The organism is Flavobacterium sp. CFS9, assembly GCF_041154745.1.
In the GTDB taxonomy this organism is placed as follows: domain Bacteria; phylum Bacteroidota; class Bacteroidia; order Flavobacteriales; family Flavobacteriaceae; genus Flavobacterium.
In genome coordinates this window covers 1-20,409 of sequence record NZ_AP031573.1, presented here as the reverse complement: position 1 = coordinate 20,409, position 20,409 = coordinate 1, and the positions used below count along the sequence as shown (strand labels likewise).

At 38.3% G+C, this 20,409-nt stretch carries 9 protein-coding genes, 2 tRNA genes and 3 rRNA genes; 13 read left to right on the top strand and 1 reads right to left on the bottom strand.

Annotated features, from left to right (window positions below):
* The first annotated feature begins 13 nt into the window (after positions 1-13).
* From ACAM30_RS00070 to ACAM30_RS00055, 4 genes are all read left to right on the top strand, one after another.
* Complete coding sequence (locus ACAM30_RS00070; protein ID WP_369616652.1) at positions 14-1,648, top strand: cyclic peptide export ABC transporter; 1,635 nt, start codon at positions 14-16, stop codon at positions 1,646-1,648.
* Positions 1,649-2,016: 368 nt separating this feature from the next.
* Entirely contained in the window at positions 2,017-6,447 is a 4,431-nt protein-coding gene (locus ACAM30_RS00065) for an amino acid adenylation domain-containing protein (protein WP_369616651.1), read from the top strand.
* A gap of 30 nt (positions 6,448-6,477) precedes the next feature.
* Entirely contained in the window at positions 6,478-7,116 is a 639-nt protein-coding gene (locus ACAM30_RS00060; protein WP_369616650.1) for a 4'-phosphopantetheinyl transferase superfamily protein, read from the top strand.
* Between the two features lie 24 nt (positions 7,117-7,140).
* Positions 7,141-9,078: an alpha/beta fold hydrolase gene (locus ACAM30_RS00055; RefSeq protein WP_369616649.1), complete on the top strand. Its 1,938-nt coding sequence runs from the start codon at positions 7,141-7,143 to the stop codon at positions 9,076-9,078.
* A 216-nt stretch (positions 9,079-9,294) separates the two neighbouring features.
* Here ACAM30_RS00055 and ACAM30_RS00050 read toward each other — a convergent pair whose 3' ends face one another.
* The gene (locus ACAM30_RS00050; protein ID WP_369616648.1) at positions 9,295-10,218 is read right to left on the bottom strand and encodes a LysR family transcriptional regulator; all 924 of its coding nucleotides are present in this window, start codon (positions 10,216-10,218) and stop codon (positions 9,295-9,297) included.
* Between the two features lie 364 nt (positions 10,219-10,582).
* Between ACAM30_RS00050 and ACAM30_RS00045 the strand changes: the two genes are divergently transcribed.
* The 9 genes from ACAM30_RS00045 to rrf all read left to right on the top strand — a co-directional run bounded on the left by ACAM30_RS00045 (position 10,583) and on the right by rrf (position 20,357).
* The gene (locus ACAM30_RS00045; RefSeq protein ID WP_369616647.1) at positions 10,583-10,882 is read left to right on the top strand and encodes a hypothetical protein; all 300 of its coding nucleotides are present in this window, start codon (positions 10,583-10,585) and stop codon (positions 10,880-10,882) included.
* Positions 10,883-10,911: 29 nt separating this feature from the next.
* Positions 10,912-11,865: an L-threonylcarbamoyladenylate synthase gene (locus ACAM30_RS00040; protein WP_369616646.1), complete on the top strand. Its 954-nt coding sequence runs from the start codon at positions 10,912-10,914 to the stop codon at positions 11,863-11,865.
* Between the two features lie 109 nt (positions 11,866-11,974).
* Positions 11,975-12,937 (top strand): sodium-dependent bicarbonate transport family permease, encoded by a 963-nt coding sequence (locus tag ACAM30_RS00035; protein WP_369616645.1) that lies wholly within the window; start codon positions 11,975-11,977, stop codon positions 12,935-12,937.
* Positions 12,938-13,195: 258 nt separating this feature from the next.
* A complete protein-coding gene (locus tag ACAM30_RS00030; RefSeq protein WP_369616644.1) occupies positions 13,196-14,164 on the top strand; it encodes a YheT family hydrolase in 969 nt (322 codons plus the stop codon).
* Positions 14,165-15,071: 907 nt separating this feature from the next.
* Positions 15,072-16,585, top strand: a 16S ribosomal RNA gene (locus tag ACAM30_RS00025).
* A gap of 128 nt (positions 16,586-16,713) precedes the next feature.
* A tRNA-Ile gene (locus ACAM30_RS00020) sits at positions 16,714-16,787 on the top strand.
* A 142-nt stretch (positions 16,788-16,929) separates the two neighbouring features.
* Positions 16,930-17,003 (top strand) — tRNA-Ala (locus tag ACAM30_RS00015).
* Between the two features lie 187 nt (positions 17,004-17,190).
* Positions 17,191-20,072, top strand: a 23S ribosomal RNA gene (locus ACAM30_RS00010).
* Positions 20,073-20,247: 175 nt separating this feature from the next.
* Positions 20,248-20,357, top strand: a 5S ribosomal RNA gene (gene rrf, locus ACAM30_RS00005).
* The 16S, 23S and 5S rRNA genes sit together here with 2 tRNA genes alongside, the layout of an rRNA operon.
* Positions 20,358-20,409: the final 52 nt, after the last annotated feature.

The following is a 20,409-nucleotide window of genomic DNA, read 5'->3' as shown; positions in this document are numbered from 1 at the left end:
AAAAACTTTTAAGATGTTTAAAATATCACTAAAAAATTCAATTCTTCTGGCAGCCTATGCTTTACCAAATACAATTCTTAGTTTCGGAATAGTGTACATTATAAACAATACTTTGTCAGGCAACAAGTCGTTTATGACGGATTATACCGGAATGGTTTTTTTTGCAATTGTTGTATATACGTATCTGCTAAACATCATTTTTCAGAAAGGACTCAATGAGTTTTCCTTTAAAATGTTGTACGACAACGAGAAAACAATATTCTCAAAAATACTTCAAACTTCACTTATAAAACTAGAAAATTTAGGTTCTCAGCGTTTTTTTACCGTCGTAGAAGATTTACGGGTGTTTGGGCTTTTGCCTTATACCGTAACTCATACCGTAAATTCCGTTTTAATGTTAGTGCTTTGTTTGATCTATATGTTTACCATTTCGGTAAGTTCTGCTCTTATTGTGGTAGTATTAATTATAGCCGTTGCCGCTTCCTATTTTGTTGTAATCAACTCTATGTCTAAAAAAGTAACCAGTCTCAGAGAATACAACGACGACTATTACAAGTACGTGGACGATGTTATGAAAGGGTTTAAAAAATTAAAACTAAGCTTTTTCAGAGCTGAAAATCTAATGAATAGATTCTTAATTCCGAATCGGGACCAGGCAGGTGAATTAGATTTTAAAATCAGTTATATCTTCTTGTCCATTAATCTTATTAGTCAGTATGGTTTATATGCCATTATTGCGACCATTTTGTTTGTATTACCGTCATGGGGATTATTGAGTCAGTCTGATGTGATAGCCTATGTGGTGATTGTTTTATTCATCTCAGGACCAATAAATAACCTGATAAACTTACAGCAAACCTATACACGTTTTATCGTGGCCAATAAAAGAATTAAGGATTTCTTAAAAGATTTTGAAGTAGATGAAGAGGTAAAAAAACAATTGCCAATTGCTAATACTTCTTTTGAAAGTATCGAATTCAAAGACATACATTTTTCATACAATAGCGATTCCAACGACAGCGCTTTTGCATTAGGACCAATAAACTTAGCCATTAATGAAGGAGAGACCATCTTTATTGTAGGTGGAAACGGTTCGGGAAAAAGTACTTTTATCAATACCTTCACCGGATTGTACACCCCTTCTAAAGGAGAAATCCTTTTAAACGGAAAAGAAACAGAGTCCGGTCAGGAAAATCAAAATTTAATTGCAGCCGTGTTCACAGACGATCATATATTTTCTCATAATTATGAAGAGTACACCGTTGAAAACAATCCCGAATACAAACAGTTATTAGAAATGATGAAGCTGGACAAAGTCATTTTGGATGATAAAGAGAGCTCTGCCAGAAGAAAATTCTCCAAAGGACAAAGTAAAAGAATGTCCCTGATTTTTGCCTTAATGGAGAAAAAACCAATTCTCGTTTTAGATGAATGGGCTGCTGATCAGGATCCGTATTTCAGAAAGTTTTTCTACGAAGAGCTTATCCCAAAGTTAAAAGCAGAAGGCAAAACAATCATTGCAGTAACACACGATGACGCCTATTTCCATCTGGCAGACCGAATTATAAAATTCAATTACGGTAAAATAGAGACAGAGGTAAAAGTCGATAAATCAAAAGAATACAGTAAAGAGCTATTCTGGGCATAATTAAGGTGTGCAAACTTAGCATACGGATTAAACAGATTCGCTAAAGCGAAAACGCGGATCAACACGGATTTTTTTATTTATGTTTTATTCTGAAAATAAAATTTTAAATTAAGCTCCGAAGGAGCGATATATGTATAGCGAAATATCCATAACGATATATTTATAAAGCGAAATACCTATGGCATCCTATTTTTCAAAAGAAATAAATCTTTGATTATTACAAGGCAAATACATTTCCTTACACCAGCCCCACGTTAAATAATTCTTCTTTTTTTAAGTTCCAGATTGGAAAAATCAATTTGTTTAGTTCCTGAAAATTAAACGAAACAAGATATCATTTAGTTCTAATTGCGTAAAAATATTTTAAAATGAAACTTACCCTTCCTCAGCAAGATGTTTATTTCGAGCAGTTATTATATCCCAATGAACCCATCTATAACATTGGAGCTAAGATTAAAATTAAAGGACAAATAAACCATGATGCATTTCAAAAAGCATACGTGGCCTTAATTGATCAGCATGATTCGTATAGAAGTATACTTACCAGTAAACATGAAAATGTTCGGATTAAAATTGTTGAAGGTCATAATTCAACTCTGGGATTTGTTGATTTTTCTCAATCTGTAGAGCCTTTTGAGGCTGCAAATGTGTACATGCAGGAAGAGTTTGCAAAGCCTTTTGATTTATTTGGAGAGCACCTTCTGCATGTTTTTACACTTGTTAAAGTTCAGGAAAATTTTCATTATTTATTTTCTGTTTACCATCATATCATAACCGATGGCTGGGGCACGTCGTTAATGTTCCAGAGATTGGTACAGAATTACAATGAGATTCTCGAACATGGGAAAATTCAAACCATATATCCGTTTAGCTACAAAGACTTTGCAGCTGATGATGCCGCTTATCAGCAATCAGAATCGTACCATCAGGACAAAATCTATTGGACAAAAAAGTTTGAGTCCTTACCTCAGAACTTGTTTGATAAATTAGAAGATAACATTCAAATCAACGAGAGTGATCGAAAAGAATTAGTGATCAAAAGAGAAGTGTACAATCAGTTAAATTCGTTAGCAGTACGTTATAAGTGTTCTACTTTTAACGTCATTCTGGCTATTTTGTACGCCTATTTTGGCAGAAAACACCAGAATAATGATTTTGCCATCGGACTACCAGTTTTAAACAGAAGCAAAGCCAGTTACAAAAAAACAGTTGGTCTTTTTATGGGCGTATCCCCACTAAGAATTTCGATCGATTTTGAAGCTTCTTTTGAAGAATTAATTGCAGAAATAAAAACTACCCTAAGACATGATTATCGCCATCAGCGTTTCCCGTTAGGCAAGTTAATTCAGGAACTTCAGGTTTTTAACGAAAAGGAAAGACTGTTCAATATTACACTTTCTTATGAAAAACAGAATTATTCTAATGATTTTTTTCATACCCATACACAAGTAATTCCACTCACACATAAATCCGAACGGGTAGCTTTAGCCATTTATATCAGAGAATTTGATGAAGACGAAGACGTAAAAATTGACTTCGATTACAATTTAAATTATTTTACAGAGGCACAAATCACACAGGTCGTTCATCAATTTGAGAATTTAATTCACGCTATTTTAGATGCTCCTGATCAGGTTTTAAAAGAATTAAACTATTTGGGAGAAGACGAAAAGCGGCAGGTTGTAGAAACCTTTAATACCACAAAAGCTGACTATCAAAAAGAGAATACCATTCTGGATGTGTTTCAGGATCAGGTGATAAAGTTTGGCACAAAAGGAGCCCTGAAAGACGATCACAAAAATTATACCTACGCCGAACTGGACCAATTATCAGGTCAAATTGCGGAATACTTAATAACTAATTATGGACAAGAGGACAAATCACCAATAGCAGTTTTATTAGGACGTTCGGCAAATATTGTCATTGTTTTATTAGGAATACTAAAAGCAGGCAGAGCTTATATTCCGCTAGATCCGTCCTTCCCTGAGGACCGATTGAATTACATTATTGAAAACAGTCAGGTTAAATTGCTTGTCAATGAAAAAGGTTATGTGCTGAATACAAACGATGAGGTGCAGGTACTATCTTTAGAGACGATCCTGGAAAAGACAGCGGGACTAGAAGGAAAGCTGCCTTTGAAGGTTTCCCCTGAAGATACCGCTTACATTCTTTACACATCAGGTTCAACAGGCAATCCGAAAGGAGTTGAAATAGGACATCAGTCCCTGTTGAATTTCCTAACCAGTATGCTGCAGGAGCCAGGTGTGAGGCCGAACGATGTATTGTTTTCGGTTACAACTTATTCCTTTGATATTTCAATTTTAGAGTTTTTTGTACCGTTATTGTCGGGAGCCTCTTTATACATTGCTAATCAGAAAATTTTAGCAGATCCAACAGTTGTTATCCAAAAAATAGAGGAGATTCAACCCACCATAATTCAGGCAACACCAAGTTTTTACCAAATGCTCTTCAATGCCGATTGGAACGGAGACAAACGATTAAAAGTACTTTGCGGCGGAGATTTGTTAAGCGAAGCATTGGCCGAAAAGCTAATCAGTCATTGTTTAGAAGTTTGGAACATGTATGGTCCGACAGAAACCACCATTTGGTCAAGTTTAAAAAAACTGGAACATCCAAAAGAAGCATCGAACATTGGAAAACCAATCCACAACACACAAATTTACATACTCGATTCATTTTTAAGTCCAAAACCAATTGGAACTCCCGGAGCAATTTATATTGCCGGAGATGGATTGGCAAAAGGATATTATAAAAATGCCATATTAACTCAGGAAAAATTCATAAAAAATCCGTTTCAGACGAATGGTTTATTATACGAAACAGGAGATGTGGGTCGATGGAACGATAAAGGAGAAATTGAATTTTTAGGACGAAACGACAATCAGGTCAAAATTAGAGGTTATCGAATCGAACTGGGAGATATCGAATCGCATTTGAATCAGATTTCCGGAATAAAAGAATCGGTTGTAATTGAAAAAAAAGAGAACCATCAGGAAGCTTTTTTAGTAGCGTATATTGTAAAAACGGAAGAGATAACGGATACAAGAGAAATTTTAGCCATATTAAAAATGCATCTTCCATACTATATGATTCCAAATACAATTGTTCTTTTGAAAGAATTTCCGCTGACACCGAATCAAAAAATAGACAGGAAAAATTTAGCGCAAAGAGCCATCGAACATGATACAATAGACGATGATTTTAAAGCGCCGGATTCCGATTTAGAGAAAAAACTGGCAGCTTATTGGAAAGAAATTTTAAACAGTAAAAATGAAATCAGTACCAATGACAATTTCTTTGCACTTGGAGGACATTCCCTAAACGCAGTTAGATTGGCGGGGGCAATAGCAAAAAATCTTGGGTACGACGTTAACCTGAAAATGATTTTCGATTATCCAACAATCAGACAAATGGCAGATCATTTGGTGGCTTTAAAACCCAATGGCAAATCGGGTATACCATTTACAACCCTTAAAAGTGATTTTGCAATAACAGCTTCACAGCAAGAATTATGGGTAGCCAGTCAGGATCAGCAAAAATCGATTGCTTATAACATGGTAGCCGTTTTTGAGATTAATGGGACCGTATTTCCGGATAAAATCAATCATGCGATGTCTCAGTTAATTTTTGAAAATGAAATCCTTCGAACCAATTTTGTAGAAAGTAAAGGAGCCGTGTTTCAAAAAATAGCGAAACAAGAGGATATCGCTTTTAAAATCACTCAGCTACAGGTTGATAACGAGCAAAAAGAGCCGACTATTCAGCGATATATAGAAACACCGTTTGATTTAGAGCATGATTTATTGGTAAGAATGCTGCTTGTACAAACGGGAGAGACAACATCATCGTTGGTTTTTTGTACCCATCATATTATTATGGATGGAGTTTCATTAGAATTTTTTACCAAAGAGTTTATTCAAAAATACAATCATCCTGACTCCTTAATTAAAAATTCAGGTATTCAGTTTAAAGACTATACAGCTTGGTTAACTTCTGAAAAAGACGACAAAACCACTTTCGATTTTTGGCAAAGATATTTGGATGGATACAGTATCAAAGAAACGATCAATAGAGATTTTGATCAAAACGGGCCATTGCAAAACGGAGCGTATTATGATGATGAGTTTACCATTGAGGATACAAAAGCGTTGAAAAATTTCGCTCAGGAACAAAAAAGTACGCTTTATAATACGATTGTTTCGCTTTTGAATGTGCTCATTTATAAAATTAACGATCACAAAGATATTGTAATTGGAACCGTTAATGCCGGAAGAAACAATGCAGATATCGCAACAATGATAGGAATGTTTGTAAAAACGCTGCCCCTTCGTGTTCGGTTAAACGAAGACATCAGTTTTTTAGCACTCTTAAAACAAGTTCAGGAAGACGTTCTCTTAATCAATGCACATCAGGATTTTCCATCACAACTCAAAAAAGAAACGCTGTTTGATGTTTTAGTAAGCTATCAGAATCCCGATTTCTCCTTTCAGGAAACGATTAAAATGGATCATGCTGAATTAAAATACGTGACTGCCGATACCAATTACAGCAGATTTCCTTTGTTGTTTAATTTTTTTGAAAGTGGCAATACTCTAAAAATCAGCGTTTCATACGATAAGAATAAATATGAAGAAATCAGCATACAATTTCTTCTCGCTACGTTTAAAAATTTGTGGTCTCAAATAATAGAAAACCCTTCGGTTAAAGTATCAGAAATTGAATATCCTTTAGTGAATACAGCGAAACTTCAGGAAACCGATTTTGACTTTAATTTTTAAACGTTTTTAACGACTAAAACCCCAGTACTTTTGATACATATTTATTACTCTTACCTGTCTGAAGAAAAACATCAGAGTTTGCTGCAGAATGATTTGCCGAAATTTCCGGCCGATTATCAGGATAAAATTATGCGTTATCGAAGATGGCAGGATGCACAATTATCGCTTTTAGGACGGATACTCCTGTTTAAAGGAATCGAAGAAACCTATAAGCAGAAGCCTGATGCTAAAGAGATCATGCAAACCCTTTATAACAAACCTTATTTTGAAGATAATCCGGTTCTTTTTAATATTTCACATTCAGGAGATATCGTGGTTTGCGCCTTAAGCGATCAGCATGAAGTTGGGATTGATGTTGAGATTATAACTGATATTGAAACAGCTGATTTTAAATCGCAAATGACAGAAATAGAATGGAACAAGATTGTCCTGTCTGACAATAAAAAAGAAGCCTTTTTTGAGTATTGGACACAGAAAGAAGCTGTTCTGAAAGCTCAGGGACATGGTCTGATCGTTCCGTTGAAATCATTTGAAGTTTTAGATAATATAACCGAAATCAACGGAGAAAAATATTATTTAAGCGAAGTAAAAATAGATAAAAACTACAAATGCCACATCTCTTTAAAAACAGATGCCACAAAAATTTACCTGAAAAGAATCATACTATAAACCTAACAATTTAATTCAACCAAAATGAAAAAAATAATAAGTCTGTTTTTATTACTATTGATTGTACCAAACTTTGCATTTGCTCAAGCGAAAGCTTTTACGTTAGAGAGAGTAAAGACCTTTTTTCCTGAAGATCAAAATCTCTCTAAGGAAAATATAGAATGGGCATTTTTAACCGTTCCTGAAAACTGGGAGAAACCAACAGGGAAAACAGTTAAAATTGCAGTGGCAGTTTTAAAAAGCATTTCAAAAAGCAAAGATTCAAACCCGGTGGTATACATCGATGGAGGACCGGGATCAGGTGGTATCGAAGGAATATGGGCCTGGTTAGATCATCCGTTAAGAAAAAACAGCGACATTGTCTTGTTTGATGTGAGAGGAACGGGTCGCTCCCTGCCAAAATTCTGTCCGGACCTGGGTAAAAAATTCTTAGAAATATTAGCAAAAAATCAAAACAGCACACAGGACGAACAGCAAAAAACAATGGTATCATTAGAGTGCAAACAAGATTTATTGAGCAGAGATATTGACATAAGTGCCTATAATAGCAAGTCTATAGTTAAAGATTTAAACGCCTTAAAAAATGCTCTGAAATATGACAAATGGAATGTTTATGGGGTTTCGTACGGTACTTATACTGCACAGGTTTATGCAAATGATTTCCCTGAAGATATTAAATCATTAACACTGGATTCTTCCATTTCAGATATTTCTCAATATTACAATCGCAATACAGAGAATTATATGAGCAGTCTTAAAAAGGTTTTTAGTGCCTGCGAAAATGATCCTAATTGCAACCAGCAATACCCTAATTTGCAAGCCGCCTATTATGAAACCATTAAAAAACTGGAAAAAAAACCTATCACCGTTAAGGTCGATCAAAGAATAATTCCAAGTGGGACGTTTACTTATAATGCTGAAGATTTTAAAATTGCAATTCAACAGTCATTGTATCAAAAAAGACTGATAGAAGTAATTCCATTATTAATTACCGAATTTAATAAAGGAAACAAAAGTACTTTAAGTTCATTGGTAGCAGCTTTTTCAGGAGCTTTAGGCTTAGATTATGGACAGTATTATTGTGTGAGCTGTAATGAAGCTGTTCCAAACAATTCAATTTCAGAGTTTAATAAGAACGCACGTAATTACAAAGAACTGAAAGGAGGACTTTCCTTTTACAAATCAGATTTTGTAGTTTGTGATAAATGGAATCTGGGAGTAAATAAACAGCCTGCCTTGGTAAATTTATCCAACCTGTCCAAATTAACAATCCCGGTATTAGTATTTGCAGGAGCGTTTGATCCGATAACACCGGCCTTAAATGGTAAAATTACCGTAGACAGATTTAAAAATGCATTTTTGGTAAACGCCCCAATTTCGGGCCATACACCGGGATTTTCGTTAGTAGGAGTGCAAATCGCTGAAGAATTTATAAAGAATCCGCTTCAAAGACCTAATACAAAGGAATTTGATACAGATAATAAAGTTCATTTTGTGACCAATATAAAAATCAGTGGTGGAATTTCGAATTTTGCCAATAGTCTAAACGAGTTTAATCTGCTCTTTTTTGCGCCTTTTTTCACCGCTTTGATTATCGCCCTGATCTCCATTTTTATTTTTGCTTATGTGCTCATTAGAAAAAGAGAAGAGAAAACACCGGATAAAATTTTGAAATCATTAATCATAATCACCTCTTTATTAGGTTTGTTTACTTTCATTGGATTTGTTTTAGCGATAAACCAGACAGCCGAGAATAACTTCTATATACTTGCATTCGGAATTCCAAATCAGTTTAATTACCTATTTTTAATACAATGGATCTTTATTGTGTTTACCCTGATTTCGATACTTTATTTTATTCTTAAATTGAAGTTCATCTCAAATACTGGAATTATGGCGACAATTTTGTTTTCGCTGCTGCTAGTAGGCATTTATTTCCAGTATTGGGGATTCCTATTTTAAAAAGATATTAAAATTCCAAAGAGCTTCAGCAGATAATGAAGCAAAAAAAATCTGCAAAATCTGCAGACCCGGGCGATAGCGAACAGGCGAAGCAATCTAAAAAAGAGAGAGGTTGTCAGATACAATTTGACAGCCTCTCTCTTTTTATTTAATTATATACTCAAAATAATTTTTAGTAGAATAATGATATTTTATGTTTAGTACTTTAGTATCCGTTTACGATCCTTCATACCAGCCGAATTTATCTTTCACTATACTGTCTTTTTCCTGTTTCATATATTCCAGAAGCGACGCAGAAACAGGAGAATGTCCTTTTCCTTTCAGCCATATTAAACTCCATGTCGTTTTAATAGGCAACCCTTTAAACGGAATAATTTGCAGCTGATGCTGATGCAATTCATTCTTGATTCCGATTAAAGGCATAACAGAGCAGCCTAAGCCCGCAATTACAGCCTGTTTAACCGCTTCATTAGAGGTGAGTTCCATTTTTTTCTCGACAACAATAGCATTTCGGTCAATAAAACGCTCCATCGTTTGACGTGTACCCGATCCTTTTTCCCTAAAAATCAAAGGCATATTTTTAAATACCTCCTGTGAGTTTTTAGTGTTCCCGAATTTCGTTTGAGTGTTGCTTACCAGATACAGTTTGTTTTGCAGTAAATCTAATTTTTCGATATTTAAGTTCGAAGGAAGAATAGACACCAAAGCAAAATCCACTTCGTTTTTTTCTAAACTGCTAATCACTTTACTTTTATTGGTCACATCCATTTGCAGTTCAATTCCCGGATGTTCCTTAATGAAATCGGTTAAAAAATAAGGCATCACATATTTGCCCGTTGACACAACAGAAATTTTTAGTTTTCCCGTCAATTGTCCTTTGTAAGCCATTGTTTTGAAGTTGATAGCCTCGACCTGACTTACTATTTTCTCTGCAATTTCTGCAATCTCCCTTCCAAAATCGGTAATGCACAACCGTCGGCTCACTACTTCAGTTAAAGGAATATCAAACTGATCCTGAAGATTCTTAAGCTGAATAGAAACTGCAGGCTGCGTCAAATGGAGCTCTTCTGCCGCTTTGGTGACACTCTCTGTTTGAACAACTTTTAGAAAAATCTGAAGCTGATGTAAAGTATAATTCATAAAAATATTTGATGTAAGTCATTACAAATATAAATAAAAACTTATGAATATAAATAATCAACTTTGCCAACGTTTAAAAGCCGGATTTTTTAGGAATAGGAATGGGTAAGAAGTATTAAGAATTGCCTAACGTAAAAAATACCTTTTTTTTAAAGCAACATTAAATAACATAGAAAAATGAAGAAAAAATTAGCTGTTTTTAAGATTCTGTTTTGTACAGTTAGTCTGATGACTGCAATAATGGGAGCTGTATTTTTTGAAAATCTGATATTAAGAAGACTTTCAGATGCCATAATCATTTTAGCGTTGCTAAATCTTATTCGGTTATTAACCTGTAACAACATTATAAATTTAATTCTCATACATGAAAAACACACAAAAAATTCAATTAATTAAAGGAGACTTCACTAACGAAGAAGCAAAAGAAATTTTACTCAACCTGATCAACGCGAAAATTAATTTTCACAATCTTAAAAACTTCAGTGATGACGAGCGTTCAGGAGAGCAGGATGAGTTTAGTTTGAAGAGAATAGCCGAACTCACAGAAAGTAAAGAAGCAATTTCCGAAATGATACATCACGCAATTGAAAAGAATCTAAAAATTAAAGTAGAAAGCGACATCTTTTTAACGGTTGAAGTTCCATACACAATAAGTGAAAATTAAGTACAATCACCTGAACGGAACTAAAAAATATGATAAGCAAAGATATTGAACTCGCAGCCGAAATAGTAAAAAATGATGGTGTTATTGGTTTTCCAACCGAAACCGTTTATGGTCTGGCCGGAAACATTTATAGTACGAAGGCGGTTAACAAAATATACAGTATCAAACAAAGGCCATTACATAATCCACTAATTGTGCACATCAAAGAAGTTGGAGATTTAGATCAAATTGCCATCGAAATTCCGGAGATTGCTGGAATTATGGCACAGAAATTTTGGCCAGGGCCTCTGACACTTGTATTAAAAAAGCATCCCAATATTTCAGAACTCATCACAGCAGGACATCAGACAGTTGCTGTTAGAGTTCCAAATCATCCAATAGCATTAGCACTGTTACGGCAATTAGATTTTCCCTTAGCGGCTCCCAGTGCTAATCCATTTGGATCCATTAGCCCAACTACTCCTGAGCATGTTGAGGCTTATTTTAAAGAAAAGGTTCCGGTGGTTTTAGATGGAGGTAACTGTAAAGAAGGAATAGAATCAACTATTGTGGGGTTTAAGGGAGAAAGCGCAGTAATCTACCGTCTGGGATCACTTTCTAAAGAAGAAATAGAGAAAGTTACAGGACCGGCAATCTTGTTTAATAAAGCAGAAGAGGCTCCCGAAGCTCCAGGCATGCTGTCAAAACATTATGCTCCACAATCAACTTTGTATGTAACCGATAATCTTTCGGAATCTATCAGTAAATTTTCGGATAAAAAAATAGGTTTGCTGACGTTCAGGCAGCACAGGGAAGAACAAAACAGTAAACATCAGGTCATTCTTTCTCCTATTGGCAGCCTGAAAGAAGCAGCTTCAAAGCTATATACCGCACTTCATGAATTAGATGCTATGAAAGTAGACATCATAATTGCAGAGCGTTTTCCGGATCATGATCTCGGACGAACCATTAACGATCGTCTTGAAAGAGCCTCAAAACAATAAATAAAACAATTTTTAATGAAAGACACCTCTCGCATGAAACTCAGATAACAATATCGCTTTTTTTTTAGAGAGAGGCTAATCACAGTAAAAAATACAAAAGTCCAAACATATGAATCTAAATTTATTGCTTGAAAACCTAACCAATCCCGCACTGCTTTTTTTTGTACTAGGAATTATAGCGGTCTATTTAAAGAGTGATCTCGAAATCCCTAAAAACTCTTCGAAGTTTATTTCGCTCTATTTATTATTTGCTATTGGTTTTAAAGGAGGTCAGGAGCTCTCGCATGAAGCTTTTACAAGTGAAATTGTCTGGTCAATGTTATTCGGGATTTTTATTTCAGGAATAATTCCGGTCTATACCTTTTTTATTCTCAAAAGAAAATTAAATGTTTACGATGCCGGTGCTATCGCTGCGGCGTATGGTTCAGTCAGTGCTGTTACTTTTGTCACAGCCGTTTCGTTCCTGGAAAGCCAGCAATTGGCGCTACACGGACATATGGTTGCTATTATGGCTTTAATGGAATCTCCGGCGATCATCATTGGATTGGTTTTAATCTCCTTTTTCAATAAAGACAAAACGAGTTCTATTCAAAAACGTTCCGCACTCAAACATTCTTTAACTAATGGGAGTGTCCTTCTTATTTTAGGAAGTTTGATTATAGGGTATCTTGCAAGTGAAAAACAGGCACAAGGTATAGAACCCTTTACAAATGATTTATTTAAAGGATTCTTAGCTATATTTTTACTGGATATGGGAATAACAAGCGGACAAAAAATGAAATCCTTCTTCTCTTTCGGATGGTTTCCTTTTCTTTTCGCTATTTTGATTCCTTTGCTTAATGGCTGTGTTTTTGCAGTATTGAGTTCGTTTGTGACTGTAGATATAACCAATCGTTTCGTTTTTGCGATACTGGCAGCAAGCGCTTCTTATATTGCAGTTCCGGCGGCAATGAAGATTACAGTTCCTCAGGCAAACCCGGGACTGTTTCTGCCCATGGCACTGGCTGTTACTTTTCCAATAAATATAACCATCGGATTGCCTCTTTATTTTCTTATTGTGCAAAATTTTTAAAAGTGTTCCATGATTTGGTTTGATGGGAATTAAAGGGAGAAAGAGTCAGCAAGCTTTAAATAAGTAATTTTACTTGTAAACAGTACGCATTGTGTCTATAAGTATTGATTATCATTAAAGGACCACCTCCCTTTAGTTTCCTATTAGTATGTTCAGTTAGGTTGTTTTGAAATTCTCAAAAACAAAATAAAAAGAGAGGATTAAGTTTGATATGGAATGATTTCTTAGATTTGTATAGCACCATAAAACTATTTAATCATGCCATTAATTGAACAATCAGAATATAATCTGCCTTCTGTTATGCATCGCAACAGGCATATTTCTACCATTTATGCTGCTTTGTTTAAAAAGTATGAAGTTCCCGAATATACAAGAGAAAAGCATGAATTAAGTGACGGAGATTTTATAAACATCGACTTTATTATAAATGATTCTAAAAAAGCAGTCATTTTATGTCATGGTCTAGAAGGGGATTCGCGCAGAACCTATAATAATAGTTGTGCTGATTATTTTCGAGAGAGAGGTTTCTCTGTTTTTGCATGGAACAATCGTACCTGCGGAGGCGAGATGAATCGTCTTCCCAGACTTTACCATCATGGTGCTGTAGATGATCTTGATGAAGTAGTCCGTTTTGTTTTTCAAAAAGAATTCGAAGATGTCTATTTGATTGGATATTCAATGGGAGGAGTACAGCTTCTGAATTATTTAGGCTGGACTAAAATTGATGAACGTATTAAGGCTGCGGTTTCAATTTCGGTACCTACTCATATTGCTACAAGTGCCGCTGTACTCAAACAAGGTTTTAACAGAGTTTATTTAAAGAACTTTACAATTGATATCAAAAGAAAGCTGAAATACAAAGCAGCTCAGTTTCCGGATTTCATAAACCGGGATCAGATAGATAAAATTACGTCGTTTGATGAAGTTGATCAATACTTTACAGCACCGCTGCATGGCTTTGCAAGTCGCGATGATTATTATCAGCGTGTATCTCCGGAATTCTCCCTTCAAAATATTACCACCCCCGTTTTAATTATTAACTCATTAGACGATCCTTTTTTGGGAGAAAGATGTTATCCCAGAGCGATAGCAAAGGAGAGTGCCTATGTGTATTTGGAAACACCAAGATATGGTGGGCACTGCGCTTTCCCATTACGTAATTCAGAGTATTCTTATGCAGAAAAAAGAGCTTACGAATTTTTTGAGTCCTGTAAAAACTTCGCATAAAGTTTATTAAGTTATGTAATTGAATAATTATCATAAAAGCAGTAATTGACAGTTTAAATTAGTATATATATTAATGAAGAATACGGCTCTACAACCCGACAGTTTTTCAGAACCTGTCGGGTTTGCTTTTTACTTATTCTATGATATAAGAGTAGTTTTTGTCTAATAGAGACAAATGCCCGGCTGGGGCGAATGTCCGGCTGAGCGAAGTCGAAGCCTTCAGGTTTGTAATTTAAGTATTGGGGAGCTTTATCCCGCTATCCGTTTGTATCTTTTGTGTCGAACCCCGCCACAAAAGGATGTCCACTTCTATCGGGGCTAGGAGGTGAGGTTATGATAAAGAGTCAAACCCGACAGTTTTTCAGAACCTGTCGGGTTTACTATTTACAACAACAAAAAAAAGATTGTTTGTAAAAAACGCCAAACCAGCCATTTAAGAAAAACTTTAAAAATAAGTGTAGAAAAAGCTTGTAAAAGCGGATAAAGTGGCTACTTTTGCACCCGCAACAGCGATAAACGTTCACAGAAATACTGATAAGTAAAACGAATCAAAACGAAAATTTATTTTCAAAAAAGATTCCAAAAAGCTTGTGAGTAAAGAAAGAAAGTTTTAAGTTTGCACCCCGCAAAACATGGGAAGTTCATTGAAAAATTGGTAAGGAGAGAGGTTGAAAAGGAAAAGAAATTTTCTAAAAAAAACTTCAAAAATCTTTTGCCAGTTTGAAATAAGTTTTCTACTTTTGCACCCGCTTTGAGAAACAAGCGATAATAAGAAAAAAGAATACGTTCGTAGACATATTGAATTGACAGCCGTCCCGATTAATCGGGACAAAAGAATAAGAGTAATAGAGTCGTAAGATTCGAAAAGAACCGATAAATATTCATCGCGATATAATATAAAAAATATACGATGAAGAGTTTGATCCTGGCTCAGGATGAACGCTAGCGGCAGGCTTAACACATGCAAGTCGAGGGGTATATGTCTTCGGATATAGAGACCGGCGCACGGGTGCGTAACGCGTATGCAATCTACCTTTTACAGAGGGATAGCCCAGAGAAATTTGGATTAATACCTCATAGTATAACACAATCGCATGATTGAGTTATTAAAGTCACAACGGTAAAAGATGAGCATGCGTCCCATTAGCTAGTTGGTAAGGTAACGGCTTACCAAGGCTACGATGGGTAGGGGTCCTGAGAGGGAGATCCCCCACACTGGTACTGAGACACGGACCAGACTCCTACGGGAGGCAGCAGTGAGGAATATTGGACAATGGGCGCAAGCCTGATCCAGCCATGCCGCGTGCAGGATGACGGTCCTATGGATTGTAAACTGCTTTTGTACGAGAAGAAACACCTCTACGTGTAGAGGCTTGACGGTATCGTAAGAATAAGGATCGGCTAACTCCGTGCCAGCAGCCGCGGTAATACGGAGGATCCAAGCGTTATCCGGAATCATTGGGTTTAAAGGGTCCGTAGGCGGTTTAGTAAGTCAGTGGTGAAAGCCCATCGCTCAACGGTGGAACGGCCATTGATACTGCTGAACTTGAATTATTAGGAAGTAACTAGAATATGTAGTGTAGCGGTGAAATGCTTAGAGATTACATGGAATACCAATTGCGAAGGCAGGTTACTACTAATGGATTGACGCTGATGGACGAAAGCGTGGGTAGCGAACAGGATTAGATACCCTGGTAGTCCACGCCGTAAACGATGGATACTAGCTGTTGGGAGCAATTTCAGTGGCTAAGCGAAAGTGATAAGTATCCCACCTGGGGAGTACGTTCGCAAGAATGAAACTCAAAGGAATTGACGGGGGCCCGCACAAGCGGTGGAGCATGTGGTTTAATTCGATGATACGCGAGGAACCTTACCAAGGCTTAAATGTAGTTTGACCGATTTGGAAACAGATCTTTCGCAAGACAAATTACAAGGTGCTGCATGGTTGTCGTCAGCTCGTGCCGTGAGGTGTCAGGTTAAGTCCTATAACGAGCGCAACCCCTGTTGTTAGTTGCCAGCGAGTAGTGTCGGGAACTCTAACAAGACTGCCAGTGCAAACTGTGAGGAAGGTGGGGATGACGTCAAATCATCACGGCCCTTACGCCTTGGGCTACACACGTGCTACAATGGCCGGTACAGAGAGCAGCCACTGTGTGAGCAGGAGCGAATCTATAAAGCCGGTCACAGTTCGGATCGGAGTCTGCAACTCGACTCCGTGAAGCTGGAATCGCTAGTAATCGGATATCAGCCATGATCCGGTGAATACGTTCCCGGGCCTTGTACACACCGCCCGTCAAGCCATGGAAGCTGGGGGTGCCTGAAGTCGGTGACCGCAAGGAGCTGCCTAGGGTAAAACTGGTAACTAGGGCTAAGTCGTAACAAGGTAGCCGTACCGGAAGGTGCGGCTGGAACACCTCCTTTCTAGAGCCTTAGTGTTAGTTTTCGGACACGCTAAGGAAAAAAGATGATTATTTATAGGATTCTGAATTGAAGATTGTATTACTCTTGCTGTTAATTTAAAAAATGAAAAAAGAATTAAGTAAAAACAGAGTCTCGTAGCTCAGCTGGTTAGAGTACTACACTGATAATGTAGGGGTCGGCAGTTCGAGTCTGCCCGGGACTACTTTTTTAAAGAGTTATAAGTTATGAATTATAAGTTATAAGTTTAAAAAGGCTGAAAAACTTGATTTAAAAGGAAATTTTAGAGGTTGAGTAACCGTTTTAAGTAGTGTTAACTGAAAACTGTTAACTGACAACTAAAAAATGGGGGATTAGCTCAGCTGGCTAGAGCGCCTGCCTTGCACGCAGGAGGTCAACGGTTCGACTCCGTTATTCTCCACAAGGCCTAAAGCTTTAAGCTATAGGCAAAGGCTAAGAAAGCTTAAAGTGTATTGCTTAAAGCCTAAAGCGAAACAAAGTTCATTGACATATTGAGATAAGAAAATAATAAGAAAGTAGAAAGCGTTTTTTATTAGCAATAATAAGAAACAAAAAAAACGGTCTTGTTTTAAATAACAAGATTGGTACAATAAGCAAAATAAGGGCGTATGGGGGATGCCTAGGCTCTCAGAGGCGAAGAAGGACGTGATAAGCTGCGAAAAGCTACGGGGACGAGCACACATCGATTGATCCGTAGATATCCGAATGGGGCAACCCACTATGTTGAAGACATAGTACACCGATAGGTGGGCAAACCCGCTGAACTGAAACATCTAAGTAGGCGGAGGAGAAGAAAACAAAAGTGATTCCGTAAGTAGTGGCGAGCGAACGCGGATTAGCCCAAACCAATGATGTTACGGCATTGTTGGGGTTGTAGGACCACGACATTTCATGTACAAGGAACCGGAATTGACTGGAAAGTCGAGCCATAGAGAGTGATAGCCTCGTATGGGTAACAAGTATAATGGATAGTGGTATCCTGAGTAGGGCGGGGCACGTGAAACCCTGTCTGAATTTGGCGGGACCATCCGCTAAGGCTAAATACTCCTGAGAGACCGATAGTGAACCAGTACCGTGAGGGAAAGGTGAAAAGAACCGTGAATAACGGAGTGAAATAGATCCTGAAACCATACGCTTACAAGCGGTCGGAGCCCTTTAGTGGGGTGACGGCGTGCCTTTTGCATAATGAGCCTACGAGTTAACGTTGCTGGCAAGGTTAAGTGATTAAGTCACGGATCCGTAGCGAAAGCGAGTCTGAATAGGGCGCTTTAGTCAGTAGTGTTAGACGCGAAACCGTGTGATCTACCCATGGGCAGGATGAAGCGCTGGTAACACAGTGTGGAGGTCCGAACCGGTTGACGTTGAAAAGTCTTCGGATGACCTGTGGGTAGGGGTGAAAGGCCAATCAAACTCGGAAATAGCTCGTACTCCCCGAAATGCATTTAGGTGCAGCGCTGATAATAGTTATATAGAGGTAGAGCTACTGATTGGATGCGGGGGCTTCACCGCCTACCAATTCCTGACAAACTCCGAATGCTATATAATGTTTTACAGCAGTGAGGGCTTGGGTGCTAAGGTCCAAGTCCGAGAGGGAAAGAACCCAGACCATCAGCTAAGGTCCCCAAATATATGCTAAGTTGAAAGAACGAGGTTTGTCTGCCCAGACAGCTAGGATGTTGGCTTGGAAGCAGCCATTCATTTAAAGAGTGCGTAACAGCTCACTAGTCGAGCGGACGAGCATGGATAATAATCGGGCATAAGCATATTACCGAAGCTATGGATTTTGCAGCAATGCAAAGTGGTAGGGGAGCATTCCAGCAGGGTTGAAGGTGTATCGTAAGGTATGCTGGACTGGCTGGAAAAGAAAATGTAGGCATAAGTAACGATAATGCGGGCGAGAAACCCGCACACCGAAAAACTAAGGTTTCCACAGCTATGCTAATCAGCTGTGGGTTAGTCTGGTCCTAAGGCGAACCCGAAAGGGACAGTCGATGGCCAACGGGTTAATATTCCCGTACTACTAATTACTGTGATGGGGTGACGGAGTGATGAAAGCGCCGCGAACTGACGGAATAGTTCGTTGAAGTACCTAGCTATATTCTCTATAGGCAAATCCGTAGAGAATGGTGAAATACGATAGTACTCGGAGTCTTCGGACAAAGAGATAGTGCGCCTAAGGGCTTCCAAGAAAAACCTCTAAACTTCAGGTAATTAGTACCAGTACCGTAAACCGACACAGGTAGTTGAGGAGAGAATCCTAAGGTGCTCGAGAGATTCATGGCTAAGGAATTAGGCAAAATAGACCTGTAACTTCGGGAGAAAGGTCGCCCCGAGCAATCGGGGCCGCAGTGAAGAGGTCCAGGCGACTGTTTATCAAAAACACAGGGCTCTGCAAAATCGTAAGATGACGTATAGGGCCTGACACCTGCCCGGTGCTGGAAGGTTAAGAGGAGATGTTATCTTCGGAGAAGCATTGAATTGAAGCCCCAGTAAACGGCGGCCGTAACTATAACGGTCCTAAGGTAGCGAAATTCCTTGTCGGGTAAGTTCCGACCTGCACGAATGGTGTAACGATCTGGACACTGTCTCAGCCATGAGCTCGGTGAAATTGTAGTAACGGTGAAGATGCCGTTTACCCGCAGTGGGACGAAAAGACCCTGTGCACCTTTACTATAGCTTAGTATTGACCTTGGATAAATGATGTGTAGGATAGGTTGGAGACTGTGAAGTGGCGTCGCCAGGCGTTGTGGAGTCATTGTTGAAATACAACCCTTTGTTTATCTGAGGCCTAACCCCGTGTTGCGGGGGACAGTGCTTGGTGGGTAGTTTGACTGGGGTGGTCGCCTCCAAAAGAGTAACGGAGGCTTCTAAAGGTTCCCTCAGTACGCTTGGTAACCGTGCGTAGAGTGCAATGGCATAAGGGAGCTTGACTGAGAGACATACAGGTCGATCAGGTACGAAAGTAGAGCATAGTGATCCGGTGGTTCCGCATGGAAGGGCCATCGCTCAAAGGATAAAAGGTACGCCGGGGATAACAGGCTGATCTCCCCCAAGAGCTCATATCGACGGGGGGGTTTGGCACCTCGATGTCGGCTCGTCACATCCTGGGGCTGGAGAAGGTCCCAAGGGTTGGGCTGTTCGCCCATTAAAGTGGCACGCGAGCTGGGTTCAGAACGTCGTGAGACAGTTCGGTCTCTATCTACTGTGGGCGTTAGAAATTTGAGTGGATCTGATTCTAGTACGAGAGGACCGAATTGGACAAACCTCTAGTGTATCTGTTGTCCCGCCAGGGGCACCGCAGAGTAGCTACGTTTGGAAGGGATAAGCGCTGAAAGCATATAAGCGCGAAACCCACCACAAGATGAGATTTCTTTTAAGGATCGTGGAAGATGACCACGTTGATAGGCTATAGATGTAAAGGCAGTAATGTCATAGTCGAGTAGTACTAATAATCCGTAAGCTTATGTACGCACTTTTCCCTCCGAGCAATCGGAGGGAGGAAACTTTCTAAAACTTAAAATACTTATTTGTTTCTTTATCTCAGTATGTTAAAATATTTGCAGCGAAGCTGCAGTTGAAAGTTGAAGGTTGGTAGTTGATGGAAACACCAACAACCATAAACCAACAACCGCCAACAATAATCTTAAGGTGGTTATTGCGGCGGGGCTCACCTCTTCCCATCCCGAACAGAGAAGTTAAGCCCGCCTGCGCAGATGGTACTGCAGTTATGTGGGAGAGTATGTCGTCGCCTTTCTTTTGAAAACCCTATCCAAATCGGATAGGGTTTTTTGTTTTTATATCTTTTT